Genomic DNA, 19,164 nt, shown 5'->3' with positions numbered 1-19,164 from the left:
GCGGGTCCGTCGCCGCCCCCGACACGGCTGCGCACCACCCCTGCGACGGGCCCGCGCGCGCGTCGCCGCGCGGACCCGGGCCACGGGGCGCGCACTGCGCTAACTTGGAGTGACCGCCCGCCGACACACGGACACGCTGGGGGCTCGCGTGAGTGACTACATGGGTGAACCGGGCGGGGAATCCGCCCCGGGCCGTGTCATCGCGGGCCGCTACCTGCTGCTCGACCAGCTGGGCCGCGGCGGCATGGGCGTCGTGTGGCGGGCCCGCGACGAGGTGCTGGGCCGCGAGGTGGCCGTCAAAGAGGTGCGGGCCCCGGCCGGACTGGACCATGCCGCGATCGGACGCATGTACCGGCGGCTCGAACGGGAGGCCTGGGCGGCCGCCCGCGTCTCGCACCGCGGGGTCGTCACGGTCTACGACGTGGCCACCGAGGACGGCCGGCCCTGGATCGTGATGGAGCTGGTGCGCGGACTCTCGCTGGCCGACGTGCTGGAGGCCGACGGGCCCCTCACCCCGCAGCGGGCCGCGCACTTCGGGGAGCAGGTGCTGGCCGCGCTGCGCTCCGCGCACGAGGCCGGGGTGCTGCACCGGGACGTCAAGCCCGCCAACGTGCTGATCGCCAATGACGGCCGGGTGGTGCTGAGCGACTTCGGGATCGCCAGCCTGGAGGGCTCCTCCGCGATCACGATGACGGGCGAGGTGGTGGGCTCCCCCGAGTACCTCGCCCCGGAGCGGGCGCTCGGGCGCGAGCCGGGGCCCGAGTCGGACCTGTGGTCGCTCGGGGTGATGCTGTACGCCGCCGTCGAGGGGGTCACGCCGTTCCGGCACGACACCCCGCTGTCCACGCTGCGGGCGGTGGTGGACGACGAACTGCCGCCGCCGCACCGGGCCGGCCCGCTGACGCCCGTACTGGAGGGGCTGCTGCGCAAGGACCCGGCGGAGCGGCTGTCCGCGACGGAGGCGGCCCGGATGCTGCGGATCGTCGGGACGGGCGGGCTCCTGCGGGGCTCCGGCGGCGCGGTGTCGGGCCCGGACTCCCCGACGGCCACGGCCCACCACCGGGACGGCGGCCGCGAGGACGGGCCGACCCCGCCGATGCCCATGCCGGTGCCCCCGCCTTCTGCGGCGCCCGCCGCGACCGGGACCGGCGGGACCGGGCCCGGCGGCGGGGCGCCGGCGCGCGGGGGTGCGGCCGGGGCGGTGCTGGCCGCCGGGATCGTGATCCTGCTGCTGGCGATCGTCTTCCTCGGGTGGCTGCTGCTCAAGGACCGCGAGGAGTCGGGCGGGACCGGGGGCACCGGCACCACCGCGCCGGCCACCGCCTCGTCGGCCGCGTCCGAGAGCGCCTCCGCGTCGCGGTCGCGTTCGCCGTCCGCGTCCCCCTCCCCCTCGGCCTCGCCCTCCGCTTCGCCGTCGGCCACGCCCGCGCCGCGGTTCGCCGTGGCGGTGCGCGCCGTACGGGACGACTACCGCGGGACGTGCCCGCCGCCCGAGGACCGGGCGCCGGCCTTCACGGCGACGGTCGAGACGGACCGTGCGCCCGCCGTGCTGGAGTACCGCTGGGCGACGCGCAGCGGGGTCACCTCCGGCTCCGGCTGGCAGTCCGTCATGTACGAGGAGGGGGGCTCCCGGAGCCGGCAGCTGGACCACACCGAGCTCACGTACTACCCGAGCGCGACCTTCACCGACGCGATCCGGCTGGAGTTGCGGGGCGCCGAGCCTTCGGCCTCGGAGTGGGTGGAGTTCTCCGTGACCTGCGAGGACGGGGGTGGCGAGGGGGAGACCCCGCCGGCCGGCGCCTCCCCCTCCCCCGGTGCGAGCGGTACCGCGGCCCCGGTGACGGCGGGGCCGGTGCCAGCCGGCCCGCAGTCGCCGCAGGCGACGGACCCGGGTACGGCGCCGGAGGCGGCGGCCGGCCAGGAGACCGCCGCCTCGTGACCGCGCGCCCCCCGTCCGCGGGCGGCCGCCGTTCGTGCGGCCGCACGCGGACCTGTCAGGCCGCGTTGGTGAACACGGGCAGGTAGCCGCCGGACTGTCCGGCGGCGGTGGGGTGGTACGACTCGCCGATGTTGAGCCAGTTGACGCTGTGCAGCCACGCGTCGCCGGAGCAGATCTCGTGGCCGGTGAAGGCGCCGGCGACCGAGGCGAAGGTGAACCCGTGGTCGGCGGCGCGTTTGGCGATGGCGGCGTTCAGGTAGTCGGCGGCGCCGTTGATGGCGGAGCGTTCGCCTTCCGTGAGCCCGGTGACGCAGGTTCCGTTCAGCTTGTAGAAGCGGGGATAGCCGAGGACGACGACGTGGGCACCGGGCGCCCGGCCGTGGATGGCGTCGTAGACCTGGTCGAGCTGGCCGGGGAGGGTGGAGTCCACGTACGCCTTTGCCTGGTTGACGCGGCTGACACAGGTGGACTCGGACTGGAGCACACAGGTCGTCATGACGTCGGAGAATCCGGCGTCGTTGCCGCCGATGGTGATGCTGACCAGGTCGGTTCCGGAGTTCAGCGGGGAGAGCTGGCCGGAGAGGACGTCACCCGTACGGGCGCCCGAGCAGGCGGCGAAGGAGAAGGTCTGCGGGGCGTGGGCGGCGGCCCACAGGGCGGGGTAGGCGCGGGTGGTGCGCTTGCAGTTGCCGCTCCCGCTGTCGTAGTTGCCGGCGCCGACGCCGGAGGAGTACGAGTCGCCGAGGGCGACGTAGCCGAAGTCGGCCGAGGCGGCGGCCGCCTGTCCCGCGCCGAACAGGGCGGCGCCCGCGGCGAGTAACAGGGAGGAGGTCAGGGCGGCGAAGCGCGACGTCTTCATGCTCATGTGTGCGGCTCCTTGTGGGGGGAGGTACGCGGGGGTTACTCAGGAGTTACTCCTGAGTCCGTGGTACTGGGAGCCGGGCATGGCCGGAAGTGTTCATGCCAAGAATTTTCGGCGCGGAGTTGCGCCCCGAACCTTCACCACCGGTGCGTTTGAAGAGGGAACCCGCGCACCCGATCCGGCGAAACACGGGTGCACGGGGCCACTTCGTGCCGGATCATGGGCGCCATGCCAGCCAACCCGCATGACGCGCTGCCGATCCGGCTCAACGTCGACGACAGCGATTCGCCGTCCGACGTCGTGGACGCGCTGTTCCTCGGCCGGTTCGCGTCCGGCGAGCAGCCGTACTCGCACAGCGTCACGATCGAGCGGGTGAAGGCGGAGGCGACCCTCCTGCCGCCCGAGGCCACGGTGCTGCGCTCCGCACGCGACTCCGACCGCAGCGCCACGCTCGCCGAGGGCGAGGGCTGGACGATGCTCGTCTCCCGCTGGAGCCGCGGCGCGGACGTGACGGTGACGGCGGTCAGCGACGAACTCGCCTCCAGCGTGCTCGGCGAGGCCACGGAGGGCGTGCAGGACGAGCCCGAACCGCAGCCCGAGAACGTCACCATGGGCTTCTGGTACGTCTCCCCGCGCCGCGGCCCGTACCGTACGACCCGTCAGATCGCGGCCGGCACCTGGGCCGAGGTGCGGCCCAACTACACGGCGCCGGTGGCCGGGGCGATGGACCGGCTGATGAAGGTGACCCCCGACGACATCGCGGGCCGGCTGCTCCTGCTGCACGGACCGCCGGGCACGGGCAAGACCTCCGCGCTGCGGACGCTGGCCCGGTCGTGGCGCGACTGGTGCCAGGTGGACTGCGTCCTGGACCCGGAGCGGCTGTTCAACGACGTGGGCTACCTGATGGACATCGCGATCGGCGAGGACGAGGGCACGGCCAAGGGCCGCTGGCGGCTGCTGCTCCTGGAGGACTGCGACGAGCTGATCCGCGGCGAGGCCCGGCACACCGCCGGCCAGGCGCTGTCGCGGCTGCTGAACCTGACGGACGGTCTGCTGGGCCAGGGCCGCAACGTCCTGGTCGGGGTCACCACCAACGAGGACCTGGAACGGCTCCACCCGGCAGTGGTCCGGCCGGGCCGCTGCCTGGCCCGCATCGAGGTCGGCCGGCTGACGCACGGCGAGGCCGTGGACTGGCTGGGCACGGACGAAGGGGTCTCGCGCGAGGGGGCCACGCTGGCCGAACTGTTCGCGCTGCGGCGGGGGGCCGGACCCGCCTCGCTGCTGCCGCCGCAGGGACAGCAGGGCGCGGAGCCGGGCCTGTACCTCTGAGCGACCCCCGGGCGCCCTCGCGGGCGGGGCGCGCACGGGCGGCGCCCGCGCGCCGAAGACAATGGGCGGCGGACCCGGCCACGGCCGCCGGGGACACCCACCGAGCAGGAGAGTGCACGTGCCGGAGCCGGCGCAGGAGAATCCGTACCCCGACAGCCACGTCCTCGGCGAGGGCCCCGAACCGCATCCGCAGCTGCGGCCCGTACTGGCCCTCCTCGGGCGCTGGCACGGCAGCGGCCGCGGTGAATACCCGACCCTGGAGGAGGGCTTCCGGTACGCGCAGGAGATCACCTTCAGCCACGACGGCCGGCCGTTCCTGCGCTACGAGTCGCGGGCCTGGCTGATCGACGAGGCCGGCACGGCGCTGCGGCCCTCGGGGCGGGAGTCCGGATGGTGGCGGGTGCTGCCCGACGCCTCGCTGGAGGTCGTCCTCGCGCATCCGACCGGCATCGTGGAGACGTACACCGGCCGGGTGTCCGGGACGGAGATCGAGATCTCCACCGAGACCGTGGCGCGCACTCCCAAGGCCAAGGAGGTCACCGCCATGCGGCGCCGGTACGCCTTCGGCGGCGGGGAGCTGACCGTCGAACAGGACATGGCGGCGATGGGACAGCCCCTCACCCACCACCTCCGGGCGCGGCTGGCCCCCCACAAGGGCTGAGCCCCGGCCGGTCAGTTGCCGTAGCGGGCGCGCAGGGCGTCGAGGGCGGCCGCCGTCGCCTCGTCGAAGCTCAGGCCCAGCCTCTTCGCGCGCTCCGCGTACGCCTGTGCGGCGGAGGCCGCCTCGCGGGCGGCCCCGTCGCCGGCCGCCGCGACGAAGGTCCCGTTCCGGCCGCGGGTCTCGATCACCCCGTCGCCCTCCAGGGCCCGGTAGGCCTTCGCGACCGTGTTCGCCGCCAGCCCCAGCTCCTCGGCGAGCCCGCGCACCGTCGGCAGCTTGTACCCGATCGGCAGCTCCCCCGACCGCGCCGCCTGCGCGATCTGGGCGCGCAGCTGTTCGTACGGGGCCGGGGCTCCGGCCGCGCCGTCGATCCGGATCTTCAGGTTCGTCGAGGTCACCCGGCGATTCTCCCCCATCCGCCGGGAAATTCGGAGGCGTCCGCCCCACCCCCGCGCCTACGGTCCGACCATGACCGTAAAGATCCGCGAGCTCCGCCCGGACGACCCCTCGGGCACGGAGTCCGTCGTACGGGTGCGCCGCGCCGCGCTGCCCTTCATGATCACCACCCCGGCCGGCCTGGCCTACGAGCTGACCACCGCGCACCCCGGCAAGCGGTACCGCGTCCTCGTCGCCGAAACCGGGGAGGGCCTCGTCGTGGGCACCGCCGAGCTCGGTCTCGCGTACCAGAGCCCGGAGCCCGGCCAGTCCTTCGTCAACACCTACGTCCATCCCGCGCACCGCGGCCTCGGCGCGGGGTCCGCCCTGCTGCGCGCGGCCGAGGGGTACCTGGCCGCCGAGGGCGCGGTGGAGACGTACGCATGGGTCCTCGACGAGCCGGCCCATCGCGCCTTCGCCGAGCGGCACGGCTACCGCCCCTCGCGCTCCGCGCACTTCCTGCGGCTGGACCTGGCCGCGGGCCCGCTGCCGGAGCTCCCGGCCGTCCTGCCCGCCGGGGTCGAGCTGCGCCCGGCCTCGGCGTTCGCCGCCGACCCGCGCCCGCTGTTCGAGGCCGACGCGGCGGTGTCGGCGGACGAGCCGGGCGACGTACCGGTGCTGCTGGACGACTACGAGGACTGGCTGAGCAGCGTCTGGAACGAGCCGACGCTCGACCGCGAGCTGACCAGAGTCGTACTGGTCGACGGGGTCGTGGCCGCGTTCTGCGCGGCCCGGACCGACGGCGCCACCCGGTACGGCTCGGCGATGACCGGAACCCTGCGCGCCTTCCGAGGCCGCGGCCTGGCCAAGCTCGCGAAGACGGACTCGCTGCGCCGGGCCCGCGCCGCCGGCTTCACGGAGGCCTTCACGGGCAACGACGCGGGCAACGGGCCGATGCTCGCCGTCAACGAGTGGTTCGGGTACGAGATCTGCGCGACCGAGACGCGCTTCACCAAGAAGCAGGAGAACGGGACATGACCGACGAGCTCACCGTCACCCTCACCAAGGCGGGTCGCACCAAGATCCGCTACCCCGCCGCCCTGGTCGCCGACACGGGCGACCGGATCTGCGTACGGGCGCCCTGGGCGGCGGACGGCGTACGGGACTTCGGCTTCGTGCGCTTCGAGCCGGGCGACGTGTTCACCGAGCACTTCTGGCGGACCCGGTGGTACGCGATCAAGGAGGTCCGGACCGGCGAGGGCGTCCTCAAGGGCTGGTACTGCGACATCACGCGGCCGGCGGTGGTGCGCGGCGGCGAGGTCCTCGTGGAGGACCTGGACCTGGACCTGTGGGTCTCGGCGGACGGGGAGTCCGTCCTGCGGCTGGACGAGGACGAGTTCGCCGCGAGCGGCCTCGCGCGGAGCGACCCGGACGCGGCGGCCGAAGCCGTCCGCGCCCTCGACGCCCTCGCCGCCCAGGCCCACGCCCCGGAAGGCCTCCCCGCCCTCCTGGCCTGACCCGTACCCACCACGCCCGGGGCCCTGTGGCTCGCCTTCTGTTCCCCGGCGGCGGAGTGGGCGCGAAGAGGCGTCGAGGAGGGCTGGGAAGGCTCCGCGGGGCCTGTTCCTGAGGTGCTGCTTACCGGTGCCTTAAGCGCGCCCTAAGGATCTTCGGGAGGGGGCTCGGAGGGGTGGCGGCGGGGGTGCGGGCGGCTAGCTTGGCGGGGCCGAGGAGGGCACGGGGCGGCGTCGGACCCACGGGGGGCGGCGCCGCCCGGCCCGGCTCCCGTCCGCGCCCACGACCGTGGTGCCCGCATCGCCGCCCGAAGGAGATCCACCCATGCCCGCACGCCGCCGCACCGTGACCCGCATCGCCGCAGCCGGCCTCGCCCCGCTCGCGGTGGCCGCGTACGCCGCCGGGCCGGCAGCCGCGCACGGCTCGATGACGGACCCGGTCAGCCGGGTGGCGGCCTGCTACGCGGAGGGGCCGGAGTCGCCGAAGTCCGCGGCCTGCAAGGCGGCGGTGGCGGCGAGCGGCGCGCAGGCGTTCTACGACTGGAACGCGGTGAACATCGCCAACGCGGCGGGCAACCACCGGTCGTTGATCCCGAACGGGCAGCTCTGCTCCGCCGGCAACGACAAGTACCGGGGCCTGGACCTGGCCCGCGCCGACTGGCCGGCCAGCCCGATGACCTCGGGCGCGCACACCTTCCGGTACAAGGGGACCGCCCCGCACAAGGGGTCCTTCGAGCTGTACATCACGAAGGACGGCTACGACCCGTCGAAGCCGCTGAAGTGGTCGGACCTGGAGCCGGCCCCGTTCGCCAAGGCCACCGACCCGGGCATGCAGAACGGGGACTACGTCTTCTCGGGCAGCGTGCCGGGCAAGTCCGGCCGGCACCTGATCTACAGCATCTGGCAGCGCTCCGACAGCCCGGAGGCCTTCTACACCTGCTCGGACGTGGTGTTCGGCAAGGACAACGGCGGGAGCGGGGGCGGGGGCAACGGCGGTGCGAACGGCGGCGCCGGCACCACCCCGAGCACGAAGCCGAGCACGGTGCCCGGCGCCAAGCCCTCGGACGCGCCCAAGGCCCCGACGGACCAGCAGATCGCCGACGGCGAGAGCAAGTCCACCGTGGAGCACAACGGCCACGGTGACAACGACCCGAAGACGAACGGCAGCACCGCCCTCGACCCGGTCCCCGGGCGGTCCCAGTCCCCGGCCGGCACCGACCTGGCCGAGACGGGCGGCAGCGCCGCGACCCCGGCGATCGCGATCGCCGGGGCGGGTGTGCTGGCCGTCGGAGCGGCCGTGCTGTTCGGCGTGGCCCGGCGCCGTGCGACGACGCCGGGCCGTCACGGCCGCTAGGACCGCTGGAACGCTAGGACCACTGGGACCGCTTCACCCCTCTCGCCCGCACCGGCTGCGCGTCACTCGAAGACCGACGCGCAGGTGGTGCGGGTGGCGTGCGCCGGGTCGAGGGAGTTGACCGCCTCGTGCCAGGCGATCCGGTCGGTGAGACCGATGGCCACGTGCTCGGAGAGGTCGAGCGGGCACAGGTCCTGGAGCACGACGTTCCGTACGCCGGTCCCCTGGAGGAAGGCGCTCCGGTAGGGCGTGACGACCTCGTCGTACTTGGTCGCGATGACCGTGTACTGGACCCCGGGGACGGTGTCCCCGCCCGCGTTCAGCTGGGTGATGAAGGGGGATCCGGCGATCTGGTCGGCCAGCCCCGGGGTCGCCGAGCTGATCAGGTCCTCGGCGCCGGGGAAGTACGGGAGCAGCTGGGTGAGCCCGTCCAGGGTGGTGCCGTGGTTGTCGGGGGCGAGCCCGATCAGCGCGTTGACCTTGGGGGCGCCGCCGAGGAACTTGAGGTAGTAGTTCGGCATCATGCCGCCCTGCGAGTGGCCGACGAGGTCGGTCTTCTTGGCCCCGGTGGAGGCCAGCACCTTGTCGACGAACCCCTGGAGCTGCCCGGCCGACTTGTCGATGGGGCCGAGGCCGTTGAAGAGGGGCACGCCGGGCAGTTGCCCGTAGTCGAGCGAGTAGACGCAGTACCCGCGGTGCACGAGGTACGGCGCGAACCCGAGCCAGTTGTCCACGGAGTTGCCGAACGTTCCGTGGACGAGGACGACCGGGCGCGGGTGGGCGGCGGAGGGCTTGCAGGACCAGTCGTTCCAGCCGCTGCTGGGTGCGGACGCGGCCTGCGCGGCGCCGGTGGGGGCGACGAGGGCGGCGGCGGCGAGGGTGAGGACGGCCAGCGGGCGGAGCAGGCGTCGCCAGGGCAGCATCGGGTGATCTCCTTGCGGGTCAGGGAAATACGTGGGGGTTCGTCCCGTGATCCGGATCACAAGGGTGCTGCGTTCCCGCCAAATTACGGGCGAGTAGCAAGACTTGGAAGTTACGCGTCAGTAAAAAATCCGTGTCCGCCGACAGAAGCACGCCGTACGTCAGGTAATAGGCCCGGCTCGGCCGGTGCGCCTCGCCGCGCTTCGCCGCGCCGCGCCGGCCGTACGCCTAGGCCGCGCGGCGGAAGGTGGCCGCCGGGCGGACCGTGCCCGGGCCGAACCGGGCGTTCGCGCGGTCGACGGCCGCCTCCACCGTCAGACGGGCCTCGCGGACCGGGTCCAGCGAGATCTGCAGGGGCGCCCGCCCGGCGTCCGTGAGGTCCTCGGCGCGCAGCACCATGCCGGTCAGCCGGGCCCGTTGCAGCCCGGCCGCGTCCAGCAGGCGGTACGCCGCCGCCCGCAGGTCCTCGTCGTGCCCGGAGGCCTCGGGCAGCCGCCGGGTCCGCTCCCAGCGGGTGCCGCCGGCGAACTGCAGCGTCAGCGACAGGGCCCGGGCGGCCTGGCGGCGCCCGCGCAGCACCGCGCCGAGGCGGACCACCAGGGCGAGCAGCACGGCCCGGGCGTGCGGGCCGTCGAGCTCGTGCCGGGTGAAACCGCTGCGGACGGCGGCCGACGGGGGCAGGTCCTTCGGGGTGACGGGGCGCGGGTCGATCCCGCGGGCGCGCTCCGCCGCCAGCCGGCCCGCCCGCTGGCCCAGGATCCGTTCGACGGTGCCCGGGGAGACGGCCGCGACCGCGCCGACCGTGTGCAATCCGTACCCGCGCAGCGCCTGCGCCTGCTTCGGGCCGATGCCGTGCAGGGCCTCCACCGGCAGCGGCCCCAGGAAGCCGTCCACCCCGCCCTCGGGCACGGCCAGGACCCCGCCGGGCCCGGGCACCCGGGCGGAGGCGGTCGCCGCCACCGCCCAGGTCCCGGCGACCCCGATCCGTACGTCGGTGCCGAGCCGGGCGAGCGCGCGCAGCCGCACCAGTTCGGCGATCCGGGCGGCGTCCGCGCCGAAGTACCGCCGGGCGCCGCGTACCTGCACCAGCGCCGCCCGGGGCGGCAGGGCCTGCACGGTCGGGGAGAACTCCCGCAGCAGTTCCAGGACTTCGCGGTACCCCTCCTCGGTCAGCACGCCGACGCACCGTACGTGCAGGACGCCGCCCGCCGGGGTCATCCCGCGCTCCCCGGGCTGGAGTGCCACAGCTTGCGGCCGGTGGCGGCGCGGTCGCCGGCCGGCTGGAGGTCGGCCCACGCGTTCATCTCGTACCCGGTGGACAGGTGGATGCGGCGCCCCGGACCGGCAGCGCCCCCGTCGCCCGGCAGCGGCTCCGCCAGCCGGGCCGCGACCGCGTCCAGGCCTCCCGACGCCCGCAGTTCCACCAGTTCGGCCAGGTCCCAGGCCGCCTCGCCGACCACGCTCAGGCTCTGCGGCCCGCGCCGCTGGACGACGCCCCGCACCAGCAGCAGGAACGAGTGGAAGACGGTGTGCGCGCACGCCTCGTGGCTGTCGTCGAAGAAGGCCAGGTCGACCAGGCCGGTCCCGTCGTCCAGCGTGGTGAAGACGACCCGCTTCCCGGACCGGATCGGCGGGGTCTGGGTGGCCGCCTTGGCCCCCGCGACCAGCACCGTACGGCCGTGCTCGACCTCGCGCAGCCTGCGGGCCGGGACCGCCCCCAGCTCCGCGAGGAAGTCCTGGTGGTCCCCCATCAGGTGGCGCGAGGCGTCCATGCCGAGCACGCCCAGCTCCGCGCTGAGCCGCTCCGCCTCGTTCAGGTCGGGCAGGCCGACGGGGGCCGTGGCCCGGCCGCCGTCCAGCGGGAGCTGGACGCCGCCCGGCCGGGATCCCGCCGAGCGCTGGGCGCCGTGCAGTTCGGCCACGTGCAGCAGCAGGTCGCGCCGGTTGGCGCCGAACGCGTCCAGCGCCCCGACCTGCGCGAGCCGCCCCGCGACCGGCCGGCCCGGGTGCGCCCGGTCCCAGAAGTCGCGCAGCGATCCGTACGGCTGGCCGTCCTCGATCCGGCGGGCCTCCGCCTCGCTGATGCCGTGGACGTCGGCCAGGGCCAGCCGGAGCCCCCATACCGGCGGAGCCCCGGCATCGGACACCAGTTCGATGCGGTGGGCCACCGCCGAGCGGTTCACGTCCAGCGGCAGCACCGGCACGCCCCGCCTCCGCGCGTCCGCCAGCAGCAGCCGCTTCGGGTACATCCCCGGGTCGTGGGTCAGCAACCCGGCGTAGAAGGCCGCCGGGTGATGGGCCTTCAGCCACGCCGACTGGTACGTGGGTACGGCGAAGGCCACCGCGTGCGCCTTGCAGAAGCCGTAGCTGCCGAACGCCTCGACGATCTCCCAAGTCCGGCCGATCACCTCGGCCGAGTAACCCCGTTCGCCCGCCTTCGCCGCGAACCACACCTTGATCCGCGCCTGCGAATCGGGATCGGAGAGCCCGCGCCGCACCCGGTCCGCCTCGTCGCGTCCGCAGCCGGTCATGACGTGCACGATCTCGATGATCTGCTCGTGGAAGACCACCACCCCGTACGTCTCGCGCAGCGCGTCCGCCAGGTCCGCGTGCGGGAAGCGGACCGGGGCCCGTCCGTGCCGCGCCTCGATGAACGGCCGCACCATGTCGGCGGCGACCGGCCCGGGCCGGAAGAGCGAGATGTCGACGACCAGGTCGTGGAAGGTCGACGGCTGGAGCCGGCCCACCAGGTCGCGCTGGCCCGGGGACTCGATCTGGAAGCAGCCCAGCGTCTCGGCCGAGCGGATCAGCTCGTACGTCGCCGGGTCGCCCGGCGGCACCTGCGCCGGGTCGTCCAGGTCGAGCTCCTCCCCCGTACCGCGCCGGATCTCCGCGACGGCGTGCGCCATCGCGGACTGCATCCGTACGCCCAGCACGTCGAGCTTGAGCAGCCCGAGGTCCTCCACGTCGTCCTTGTCGAACTGGGACATGGGGAAGCCCTCGCCGCTGGTCGGCACCACGGGGGTGCGCGCGAGCAGCGAGGCGTCGGAGAGCAGCACCCCGCACGGGTGCATGGCGATCCCGCGCGGCAGCGCGTCCAGTGCTTCGACGAGCTCCCACAGCCGCCCGTGCTCCTCGCCGCGCACGTCGCGCAGTTCGGGGAGTTCGGCCAGGGCCGTACGGGCGTCGCGGGCCCGGATGTGCGGGAAGGCCTTGGCCAGCCGGTCGACGGTGGCCGGGTCCATGGACAGGGCGGCGCCGACGTCGCGGATCGCGTGCCGGACCCGGTAGGTCTCGGGCATGGAGACGGTGGCGACGCGCTCGGTGCCGAAGCGGTCGATGATCCGCCGGTAGACCTCCAGCCTGCGGGCGGACTCCACGTCGATGTCGATGTCGGGCAGGACGTGGCGGCGCTTGGACAGGAAGCGCTCCATCAGCAGACCCTGTTCGACGGGGTCGGCGTGCGCGATGCCGAGGAGGTGGTTGACGAGGGAGCCGGCGCCGGAGCCGCGGGCGGCCACCCGGATGCCCATCTCCCGTACGTCGTCCACGACCTGGGCGACCGTCAGGAAGTACGAGGCGTACCCGTGGTAGGCGATGATGTCCAGCTCGTGGTGCATCCGCTCCCAGTACCTGCGGTCGTCGGCGTACCCGCGCAGCACCATGCCCGCGGAGGCCCGGGAGGCGAGGACCCGCTGGGCGGTGCGGTGGGCCGCGCCGACGAGGTGGGCCTCGGGGAAGTGCACGGAGCCGATGCCGAGGTCGTCCTCGGGGTCCACCGCGCACGCCTCGGCCGTACGCCGGGTCTGCGCGAGCAGCCCGCGCGCGTCGGCGGGGCGCAGGCCCGCGGCACGGCAGATCCGGTCGGCGGCCTCGGCCATGGCGCCGGGGTCCTTGAGCCAGCGCTCGCCGCCGTCGAGACGGCGGGGGTCGACGGGGACGAGGCGGCGGGCCGCGTCGAGGACGTCGGCGACCGGGCCCTGGCCGGGGTCGGCGTACCGGACGGCGTTGGTCAGCACGGCCGGGACGCCCTGCTCGGCGGCGAAGCCGACCGTACGGGCGGCCAGGCGCAGCGAGCCGGGGCCGGCGCCGGTGCGGCCGTGGTCGACGGCCTCCAGGCGCAGGGAGTCCCCGTAGACCTCCCGCCAGGGCGCGAGGAGCCGGGCGGCCCGGTCCGGACGGCCGGCGGCCAGCGCCCGCCCCACCTCGGAACCGGGCCCGAGCAGTACGTACACCCCTTCGCCGCGCAGTTCCGTCCGGGGCAGCGCCGGCGGGCCCTCGCCCGCGTGGGCGTGGGCGGCGGTGACCATGCGGCACAGCTCGGCCCAGCCGGTGGCGCCGTCCCGGGCGAGGAAGGTGGCCCGGGGCGCGGACTCGTCGACGAAGGCGCCGCCGACGACGGGGGTCCGCCGCCGGTAGGAGGCCTCGCCGGAGCCGCCGGGGCCGCCCGGTCCGGCGGAGCCCCCCGGCCCCGCCGGACCGGCCGCGGGCGACACGGCCAGGTCGACCCCGAACAGCGGCCGGATCCCGGCCTTCTCGCAGGCCTTCGCGAACCGGACGGCGCCCGCGAGGGTGTCGCGGTCGGTCAGGGCGAGGGCGTCCATGCCCCGGTCGGCGGCGCGTTCCGCCAGCCGTTCGGGGTGGGAGCCTCCGTAGCGCATGGAGAACCCCGAAACGGTGTGCAGATGCGTAAAACCAGGCACCCGCGGCCTCCTGCTTCGCTCGAACGTGAACACCACCCCCGTCTCCACCATAGAGCAATTCGAATACCCGTGCGAAACATTCGTTCGAAAGACCCGCTGGTCCGGCCGCCTCCCGCCCCGTCATCCATTCGGCCCGTCCCTGCTGCGCCCCACCCCCCGTACGCCGACCGTGTGAGACATGACCCAGCCCACCTCCCCGCCTCCGCCCGCCGGGTTCCTCGCCGAGGTCAAGGACGCCGTGACCGTCCGGGCCGCCCTGCTGCTCCTGGGGGTGCTGGCGCTCCAGCTCGCCTTCGTGACCTCGTACATCGGGGCCTTCCACCAGCCGAAGCCCAGCGAGATCCCGATCGCCGTGGCCGCCCCCGCCCGGCCGGTCGCCGAGCAGTCCGTACAGCAGCTCGCGGACCTGCCCGGGAAACCGCTCGACCCGCACGCGGCCCAGGACGAGGCGGCCGCGAGGGCGGAGGTGGAGAACCGGGACGTGGACGGGGCACTGGTCATCGACCCGGCCGGCCCGACCGACCGGCTGCTGGTCGCGAGCGGCGCCGGCACCTCGCTCTCCCAGGCCCTCGAACAGGTGGTCGGCCGCGTCGAGCAGGCCCGGGGCCGGGCCGTCCGGGTCGTCGACGTGGCCCCGGCCGCGGCGGGCGACGCGCGCGGCCTGAGCGCCTTCTACCTCGTCATCGGCTGGTGCGTCGGCGGCTACCTGTGCGCCGCGATCCTCGCGATCAGCGCCGGCGCCCGCCCCGCCAACTCCCACCGCGCCTTCATCCGGCTCGGCGCGCTGCTGCTCTACTCGATCGCCGCCGGGCTGCTCGGCACCGTCATCGCGGGCCCGGTCCTGGGTGCGCTGCCGGGCGGCATCATGGCCCTGTGGGGGCTCGGCACCCTGGTCGTCTTCGCGGTCGGGGCGATCACCCTGGCCTTCCAGGGGGTGGCGGGCGTCGTCGGCATCGGCCTGGCGATCCTGGTGGTGGTGGTGTTCGGCAACCCGAGCGCGGGCGGCGCCTACCCGTACCCGCTGCTGCCGCCGTTCTGGCGGGCCATCGGACCGGCCCTGCCACCGGGTGCGGGCACGTACGCCGCGCGCTCGATCGCGTACTTCAAGGGCAACGCCGCGGCCGGGCCGATGCTGGTGCTGGCCGCCTGGGCGGTGGTCGGCTCGGCCGTGACCGTGGCCTGCGCGGTCTTCCGCAAGGGCCGCCCGGGAGCCGCCGTGGGCAGCGGGCTCCCGGACGACGCGCCGGCCGGCGAGGGGGCGACGACCCGGTGAGCGCCCCGGGCCAAGGCTGCGGCAGCGGCCGCGCGCCGGGCAGATCACGCCGAGCACCTGGGGCCGCCAGGTGCTCCCCATGGGCCGCTTCCTGGCCCCGGAGGAGCACCCGGAGACCTGACCGGCGCGTCCGGGCCCGGCACGGACGCCCCTGACGTCCCAGACGCCCCCGGCACCCTCAGGCCCTGTGGACCACCTCTCCCGCGACCACCACCGTCTCGGCCACCGTGCCCGGGATCCGTTCCGGGGCCACGGCCAGGATGTCCCGGGACAGCACCACGAAGTCCGCCGCCTTGCCCACCGTCAGCGAACCCCGGTCCTCCTCAAGGAAGTTGGCGTACGCGGAGCCCATCGTGTAGCCGTACACCGCCGTCGCCACGTCCACCGTCTCGGCCGGCTGCCACGGGTCGCCGCCGCCGAGCGGGCGGCGGGTGACCGCCGTGTAGATCCCGACCATCGGGTCCATCTCGGCCACGTTCCAGTCGCTGGAGAACGCCAGCACCGCCCCCGCCTCGGCCAGGCTCCGCATCGGCCATGCCTTGTGCCAGCGCTCCTCCCCCACGTTCTCCGCCCAGTCCTGGCCCGGCCCGGCGATCTCCGGCGCGCAGTGCCTCGGCTGCATGCAGGCCACCACGCCGAGCCCGGCGAAGCGCGGCACGTCCGCCGGGTCCAGGCATTCCACGTGCACCACCTGGTGGCGCGCGTCCCGCGGCCCGTTGACCGTACGGGCGTGCTCGACGGCGTCCAGGACCGTACGGATGCCCCGGTCGCCCGTGGCGTGCACGAAGCACTGGAACCCCCGCGCGTCCAGGCGCGCCAGCAGCTCCGCGAACTCCTCCGCGGGGTAGAAGGTCTCGCCGCGGTGCGCCCCGCACCCGGTGTACGGCTCCAGCAGCGCGGCCGTGCGCGGCTCGACCACGTCGTCGATGTAGAGCTTGAGCGGCCCGACCCGCAGCCGGTCCCCCGGGTACCTGCGGGCCGCCGCCGCGAACGCGTCGAGTTCCTCCTCGGTCGTACCGCGCGGGTGGAACAGCGCGGCCACGATCCGCGAGCGCAGCCGGCCCTCGGCGCGGGCCCGCTCGTACAGCTCCAGGTCGTCGAGGGAGTTCTGCGGCTCCACGACCGTGGTGATGCCGAAGCCGATCGCGTCGTCCAGGCTCTTGGCGAGGCGCCCGTACTGCCGGTCCGGCGAGGCCCACGGCACGCCGAGCTCGCGCAGCGCGCGGTGGCCGTCCCGGGAGAGCCCCTTGATCGCGAAGTCCTTGACGAAGCCGGTGGGCTCGCCCGTCTCCGGGTCGACGGCCGCGGTGCCGAAGGGCAGGTCCGTACGGTCCCGGGTGACCCCGAGGCGGCGCATCGCGGCCGTGTTCAGCCAGGCCGTGTGCACGTCGTACGAGAGCACGATCGCCGGGACCTCGCCGGTGACCGGGTCCAGGTCGGCGGCGGTGGGCATCCGGCCGCCCGGGATCGCGGAGTAGTCGAAGGCCTCGGCCTCGATCCACCCGGCCTCCGGGTGGGCCTCCCGCCAGGCTCCGATCCGGTCGAGGATCGCCTCCAGGGTGCGGACCCCGGCGAGCTGTACGCAGGCGTCGTCGGAGCCGAGCCGGACGTGGTTGTGGGCGTCGATGAAACCGGGCAGCACCAGCCGGCCGCCCGCGTCGATCCGCTCGGTGTCGGGGCCCGACCAGGCGGCGGCCTCCGCGTCCGGGCCGATCCAGACGATCCGGCCGTCGGACACGGCCAGGGCCTCGGCCTCGGGCAGGTCCGGGTCGACGGTGTGGATCCGGGCTCCGGTGAGCAGCAGGTCGGCGGGGAAGGGGTGCGGCATGGGTGGTGCTCCTGTGCAGAGGGGGCTGGGGGAGGTGGCGGTACGGGGGTCAGGCGGCCGGGACGTACGCGCCGGGCACCCGGCGGACGAGGACCCAGTACGTGAGCCCCGAGACGACCGAGCCGAGCAGGGTCAGGTCCGCGCCGCCGAGCGGGGCCACCAGTGGGCCGGTCCACAGCTCGGAGTCGCAGGTCAGCGCGGCGAAGGCCATGCCGGCCAGCAGCGCGGCCATCCCGGCGGGGTGGTAGCCGGCCCGGTACCAGTAGCCGCCCGCGCTCCCGGCGTGCAGCGCGTCGGAGTCGTAGCGGCAGCGGCGCAGCAGCATGTCGGCGAGGAAGACCCCGCCCCAGGGCGCGAAGACGATGATCAGCAGGGAGAGGAAGGAGAGCAGGGAGGTGGTGAAGTCGGTCAGGAAGAGGGCGGCGAGCGATCCGGCGGCGGTGACCGCGGCGCTGATCACGATGGCGCGGGCGCGGCTCCACGGGATGCCGAGGACCTGGAGGTTCAGGCTGGAGGAGTAGAGGGTGATGATCGAGTTGGTGACGGAGCCGCCGAGGACGAGGGCCAGGAAGACCGGCTTGAACCAGCCCGGGAGCAGGCTCTCGGCCCCCGCGACGGCGTCGGTCATGTCGGTCTGGGTGGCGGCCGCGACCCCGGCGACGCCGAGGGCGACGGAGGAGACGAACCCGCCGAGCGCCCCCATCCAGGTGATCGACTTCAGCGAGGTGGTCCGGGGCAGGTAGCGGGTGTAGTCGGCGGGCATGGGCAGGTACGAGAAGGGCCCGGCCAGCATCACGACGAACGCCAGGCTCCAGCCGGACAGGCCGGGGGCCCCGGCCCCGGCCGGGGCGCCGGTCTCGGCGCCGGGCAGGAGGAAGACCAGCAGCGCGCCGAAGCCGAGGGCGAGGACGTAGGCCATCCAGCGCTCGGCGAACTGCACGGTGGCGTGGCCCCACATCGCGACGGCGAAGGTGAGCGCGAGGGTGATCCCGAGCGCGAGGGCCCGTACCGCCGCGCCTCCACCGAGGCCGACCTCGGCGAAGAACACCTCCAGGGCGAGCGTGCCGACCACGGTGTTGACGATGGTGTAGCCGATGCTCACCACCCAGTTCAGGACGCCGGCCGGGAAGTTCCCGCGGACGCCGAAGGCGGCCCGGGAGATGACGAGGGTGGCGGTGCCGGTGCGGATGCCGCTGAGCCCGGCGACGCTGACCGCGAAGAAGGACAGTCCGCTGATCACGACGACGGAGGTGGCCTGCCAGAAGGAGAGGCCGAAGGCCACGGCGAGGGCGCCGTTGATCACGTAGGTGAAGGTGAGGTTGGAGCCGAACCAGAGCCAGAAGAGGTCCTGGGCGCCGCCGTGCCGCTCGGCGTCGGGGATGGGGTCGATGCCATGGGTCTCGACCCGGAACACCTCGTCGACGTCGGCCGTCGTGTCCTGCGTCGCGTCCCGTGCCGCGTCCTGCTGCGTCATGCGCCGTACCCCTGACTGTGGACCCGCTGAACCTTGAATGACGTTCTAAGTTCTTGAATGGCATTCAAGATGCGCCGCCGATCGGGACCGCGTCAAGACCCTGTCCGGGATAAGGTCGGGCCACGAAGACCGGGAAGGCGGCAGGGGTGGCGGGAGCGGCGGGAGCAACCGGGGCGGCGGGGCCGGCGGGCGGCGCGACCGGGTCGGCGCGGCGGCGCGACGGGCGGATCGCCCAGGAGCGGATGCTGGAAGAGGCCATGGCGGCGATCGCCGAGGGCGGGCTCGCGGAGCTCACCATGTCCGCGCTGGCCGAGCGGCTCGGCACCAGCGGCGGCCACATCCTCTACTACTTCGGCAGCAAGGACCGACTGCTGCTGGCCGCACTGCGCTGGAGCGAGGACCGACTCGCCGCGGAGCGGACGCAGTTGCTGGCCCGCCGGGTCACCGCGCACCGCAAGCTGGCGCTCTTCCTGGAGCTGTACCTGCCGCGCGGACCGCGCGACCCGCGCTGGACCCTGTGGATCGAACTGTGGGCCCGCACCCCCGCCAACGAGGACCTGCGCGCCGCCCAGCAGGAGATCGACGACGGCTGGCAGCGCGACCTGGAGGCCCTGCTCGCGAAGGGCGTGGACCAGGGCCGCTTCGCCGCCGCCCTGGACGTGCCCGCCCGCGCCTCGGAGCTGCTCGCGCTGCTGGACGGCCTGAGCACCCGGGTGGTGCTCGGGCAGCGCGGCGCCGACCGCGCCGCGTCCCTGGAACGGGCCCGCTCGGCGGCGGCCCTGCTCGTCCCGCACACCTGAGGGGTACGCCGTCCCGCACCTCTGGACGGGGCGCGGCGCAGGCCCGCGCGGGACGTTCGCACCCGGGCGGCCCCGCGCCGCTCTCGACGACGGGGGGTCAGGCGCCCGGATCCCCCTCCGCGTTGAGGGCG

Annotated in this window: 15 protein-coding genes; 8 read left to right on the top strand and 7 right to left on the bottom strand. The window is 74.7% G+C overall.

Features of this window, described 5'->3' with window-relative positions:
- Positions 1-160 precede the first annotated feature (160 nt).
- Positions 161-1,939 (top strand): serine/threonine-protein kinase, encoded by a 1,779-nt coding sequence (locus tag CP980_RS26095; protein ID WP_150530360.1) that lies wholly within the window; start codon positions 161-163, stop codon positions 1,937-1,939.
- Between the two features lie 55 nt (positions 1,940-1,994).
- Here CP980_RS26095 and CP980_RS26090 read toward each other — a convergent pair whose 3' ends face one another.
- Positions 1,995-2,798, bottom strand: coding sequence for an SGNH/GDSL hydrolase family protein (locus tag CP980_RS26090; RefSeq protein ID WP_132760527.1), 804 nt, complete (start codon positions 2,796-2,798; stop codon positions 1,995-1,997).
- Positions 2,799-3,029: 231 nt separating this feature from the next.
- On the opposite strand from CP980_RS26090, the gene CP980_RS26085 reads away from it, so the two are divergent.
- Together CP980_RS26085 and CP980_RS26080 are read left to right on the top strand one after the other, a co-directional pair.
- A complete protein-coding gene (locus CP980_RS26085; protein WP_373312935.1) occupies positions 3,030-4,130 on the top strand; it encodes a DUF5925 domain-containing protein in 1,101 nt (366 codons plus the stop codon).
- Between the two features lie 118 nt (positions 4,131-4,248).
- Positions 4,249-4,791, top strand: coding sequence for a heme-binding beta-barrel domain-containing protein (locus CP980_RS26080; RefSeq protein WP_132760464.1), 543 nt, complete (start codon positions 4,249-4,251; stop codon positions 4,789-4,791).
- A gap of 11 nt (positions 4,792-4,802) precedes the next feature.
- On the opposite strand, the gene CP980_RS26075 is transcribed toward CP980_RS26080, so the two are convergent.
- Complete coding sequence (locus tag CP980_RS26075; RefSeq protein ID WP_132760465.1) at positions 4,803-5,207, bottom strand: GntR family transcriptional regulator; 405 nt, start codon at positions 5,205-5,207, stop codon at positions 4,803-4,805.
- Between the two features lie 52 nt (positions 5,208-5,259).
- Here CP980_RS26075 and CP980_RS26070 point away from each other — a divergent pair, with 52 nt between their 5' ends.
- From CP980_RS26070 to CP980_RS26060, 3 genes are all read left to right on the top strand, one after another.
- Positions 5,260-6,204: a GNAT family N-acetyltransferase gene (locus tag CP980_RS26070; RefSeq protein WP_132760466.1), complete on the top strand. Its 945-nt coding sequence runs from the start codon at positions 5,260-5,262 to the stop codon at positions 6,202-6,204.
- The gene (locus CP980_RS26065; RefSeq protein WP_132760467.1) at positions 6,201-6,683 is read left to right on the top strand and encodes a ribonuclease FAU-1 family protein; all 483 of its coding nucleotides are present in this window, start codon (positions 6,201-6,203) and stop codon (positions 6,681-6,683) included. Before CP980_RS26070 ends, CP980_RS26065 begins: the two co-directional genes overlap by 4 nt.
- A gap of 322 nt (positions 6,684-7,005) precedes the next feature.
- Positions 7,006-8,034, top strand: a complete 1,029-nt coding sequence (locus tag CP980_RS26060) for a lytic polysaccharide monooxygenase (protein ID WP_150529204.1) — start codon at positions 7,006-7,008, stop codon at positions 8,032-8,034.
- Between the two features lie 62 nt (positions 8,035-8,096).
- Here the strand turns inward: CP980_RS26060 and CP980_RS26055 are convergent, their stop codons facing one another.
- The 3 genes from CP980_RS26055 to CP980_RS26045 form a co-directional block, all read right to left on the bottom strand.
- Entirely contained in the window at positions 8,097-8,957 is an 861-nt protein-coding gene (locus CP980_RS26055) for an esterase/lipase family protein (RefSeq protein ID WP_150529203.1), read from the bottom strand.
- Positions 8,958-9,183: 226 nt separating this feature from the next.
- The gene (locus tag CP980_RS26050; protein ID WP_150529202.1) at positions 9,184-10,173 is read right to left on the bottom strand and encodes a DNA polymerase Y family protein; all 990 of its coding nucleotides are present in this window, start codon (positions 10,171-10,173) and stop codon (positions 9,184-9,186) included.
- Complete coding sequence (locus tag CP980_RS26045) at positions 10,170-13,658, bottom strand: DNA polymerase III subunit alpha (RefSeq protein ID WP_150529201.1); 3,489 nt, start codon at positions 13,656-13,658, stop codon at positions 10,170-10,172. The genes CP980_RS26050 and CP980_RS26045 overlap by 4 nt, the downstream gene beginning before the upstream one ends.
- Positions 13,659-13,836: 178 nt before the next feature.
- Between CP980_RS26045 and CP980_RS26040 the strand changes: the two genes are divergently transcribed.
- Positions 13,837-14,931 (top strand): YhgE/Pip domain-containing protein, encoded by a 1,095-nt coding sequence (locus CP980_RS26040; RefSeq protein ID WP_150529200.1) that lies wholly within the window; start codon positions 13,837-13,839, stop codon positions 14,929-14,931.
- Between the two features lie 178 nt (positions 14,932-15,109).
- On the opposite strand, the gene CP980_RS26035 is transcribed toward CP980_RS26040, so the two are convergent.
- The gene (locus tag CP980_RS26035; protein ID WP_150529199.1) at positions 15,110-16,759 is read right to left on the bottom strand and encodes an amidohydrolase; all 1,650 of its coding nucleotides are present in this window, start codon (positions 16,757-16,759) and stop codon (positions 15,110-15,112) included.
- Between the two features lie 49 nt (positions 16,760-16,808).
- Positions 16,809-18,233, bottom strand: coding sequence for a purine-cytosine permease family protein (locus tag CP980_RS26030; RefSeq protein WP_150529198.1), 1,425 nt, complete (start codon positions 18,231-18,233; stop codon positions 16,809-16,811).
- A gap of 242 nt (positions 18,234-18,475) precedes the next feature.
- On the opposite strand from CP980_RS26030, the gene CP980_RS26025 reads away from it, so the two are divergent.
- Entirely contained in the window at positions 18,476-19,033 is a 558-nt protein-coding gene (locus tag CP980_RS26025; protein WP_150530359.1) for a TetR/AcrR family transcriptional regulator, read from the top strand.
- Positions 19,034-19,164: the final 131 nt, after the last annotated feature.

The sequence above is a fragment of the Streptomyces vinaceus genome (genome assembly GCF_008704935.1).
Taxonomy (GTDB): domain Bacteria; phylum Actinomycetota; class Actinomycetes; order Streptomycetales; family Streptomycetaceae; genus Streptomyces; species Streptomyces vinaceus.
This window is presented reverse-complemented; position numbering and strand designations above follow the sequence as displayed.

What these genes read in the sequence shown, in the direction of transcription:
- CP980_RS26095 (WP_150530360.1), top strand. Translation starts at nt 161, where the DNA reads ATGGGTGAACCGGGCGGGGAATCCGCCCCGGGCCGTGTCATCGCGGGC.
- CP980_RS26090 (WP_132760527.1), bottom strand. Translation starts at nt 2,798, where the DNA reads ATGAAGACGTCGCGCTTCGCCGCCCTGACCTCCTCCCTGTTACTCGCC.
- CP980_RS26085 (WP_373312935.1), top strand. Translation starts at nt 3,030, where the DNA reads ATGCCAGCCAACCCGCATGACGCGCTGCCGATCCGGCTCAACGTCGAC.
- CP980_RS26075 (WP_132760465.1), bottom strand. Translation starts at nt 5,207, where the DNA reads ATGGGGGAGAATCGCCGGGTGACCTCGACGAACCTGAAGATCCGGATC.
- CP980_RS26070 (WP_132760466.1), top strand. Translation starts at nt 5,260, where the DNA reads ATGACCGTAAAGATCCGCGAGCTCCGCCCGGACGACCCCTCGGGCACG.
- CP980_RS26065 (WP_132760467.1), top strand. Translation starts at nt 6,201, where the DNA reads ATGACCGACGAGCTCACCGTCACCCTCACCAAGGCGGGTCGCACCAAG.
- CP980_RS26060 (WP_150529204.1), top strand. Translation starts at nt 7,006, where the DNA reads ATGCCCGCACGCCGCCGCACCGTGACCCGCATCGCCGCAGCCGGCCTC.
- CP980_RS26055 (WP_150529203.1), bottom strand. Translation starts at nt 8,957, where the DNA reads ATGCTGCCCTGGCGACGCCTGCTCCGCCCGCTGGCCGTCCTCACCCTC.
- CP980_RS26050 (WP_150529202.1), bottom strand. Translation starts at nt 10,173, where the DNA reads ATGACCCCGGCGGGCGGCGTCCTGCACGTACGGTGCGTCGGCGTGCTG.
- CP980_RS26040 (WP_150529200.1), top strand. Translation starts at nt 13,837, where the DNA reads ATGACCCAGCCCACCTCCCCGCCTCCGCCCGCCGGGTTCCTCGCCGAG.
- CP980_RS26035 (WP_150529199.1), bottom strand. Translation starts at nt 16,759, where the DNA reads ATGCCGCACCCCTTCCCCGCCGACCTGCTGCTCACCGGAGCCCGGATC.
- CP980_RS26030 (WP_150529198.1), bottom strand. Translation starts at nt 18,233, where the DNA reads ATGACGCAGCAGGACGCGGCACGGGACGCGACGCAGGACACGACGGCC.
- CP980_RS26025 (WP_150530359.1), top strand. Translation starts at nt 18,476, where the DNA reads ATGCTGGAAGAGGCCATGGCGGCGATCGCCGAGGGCGGGCTCGCGGAG.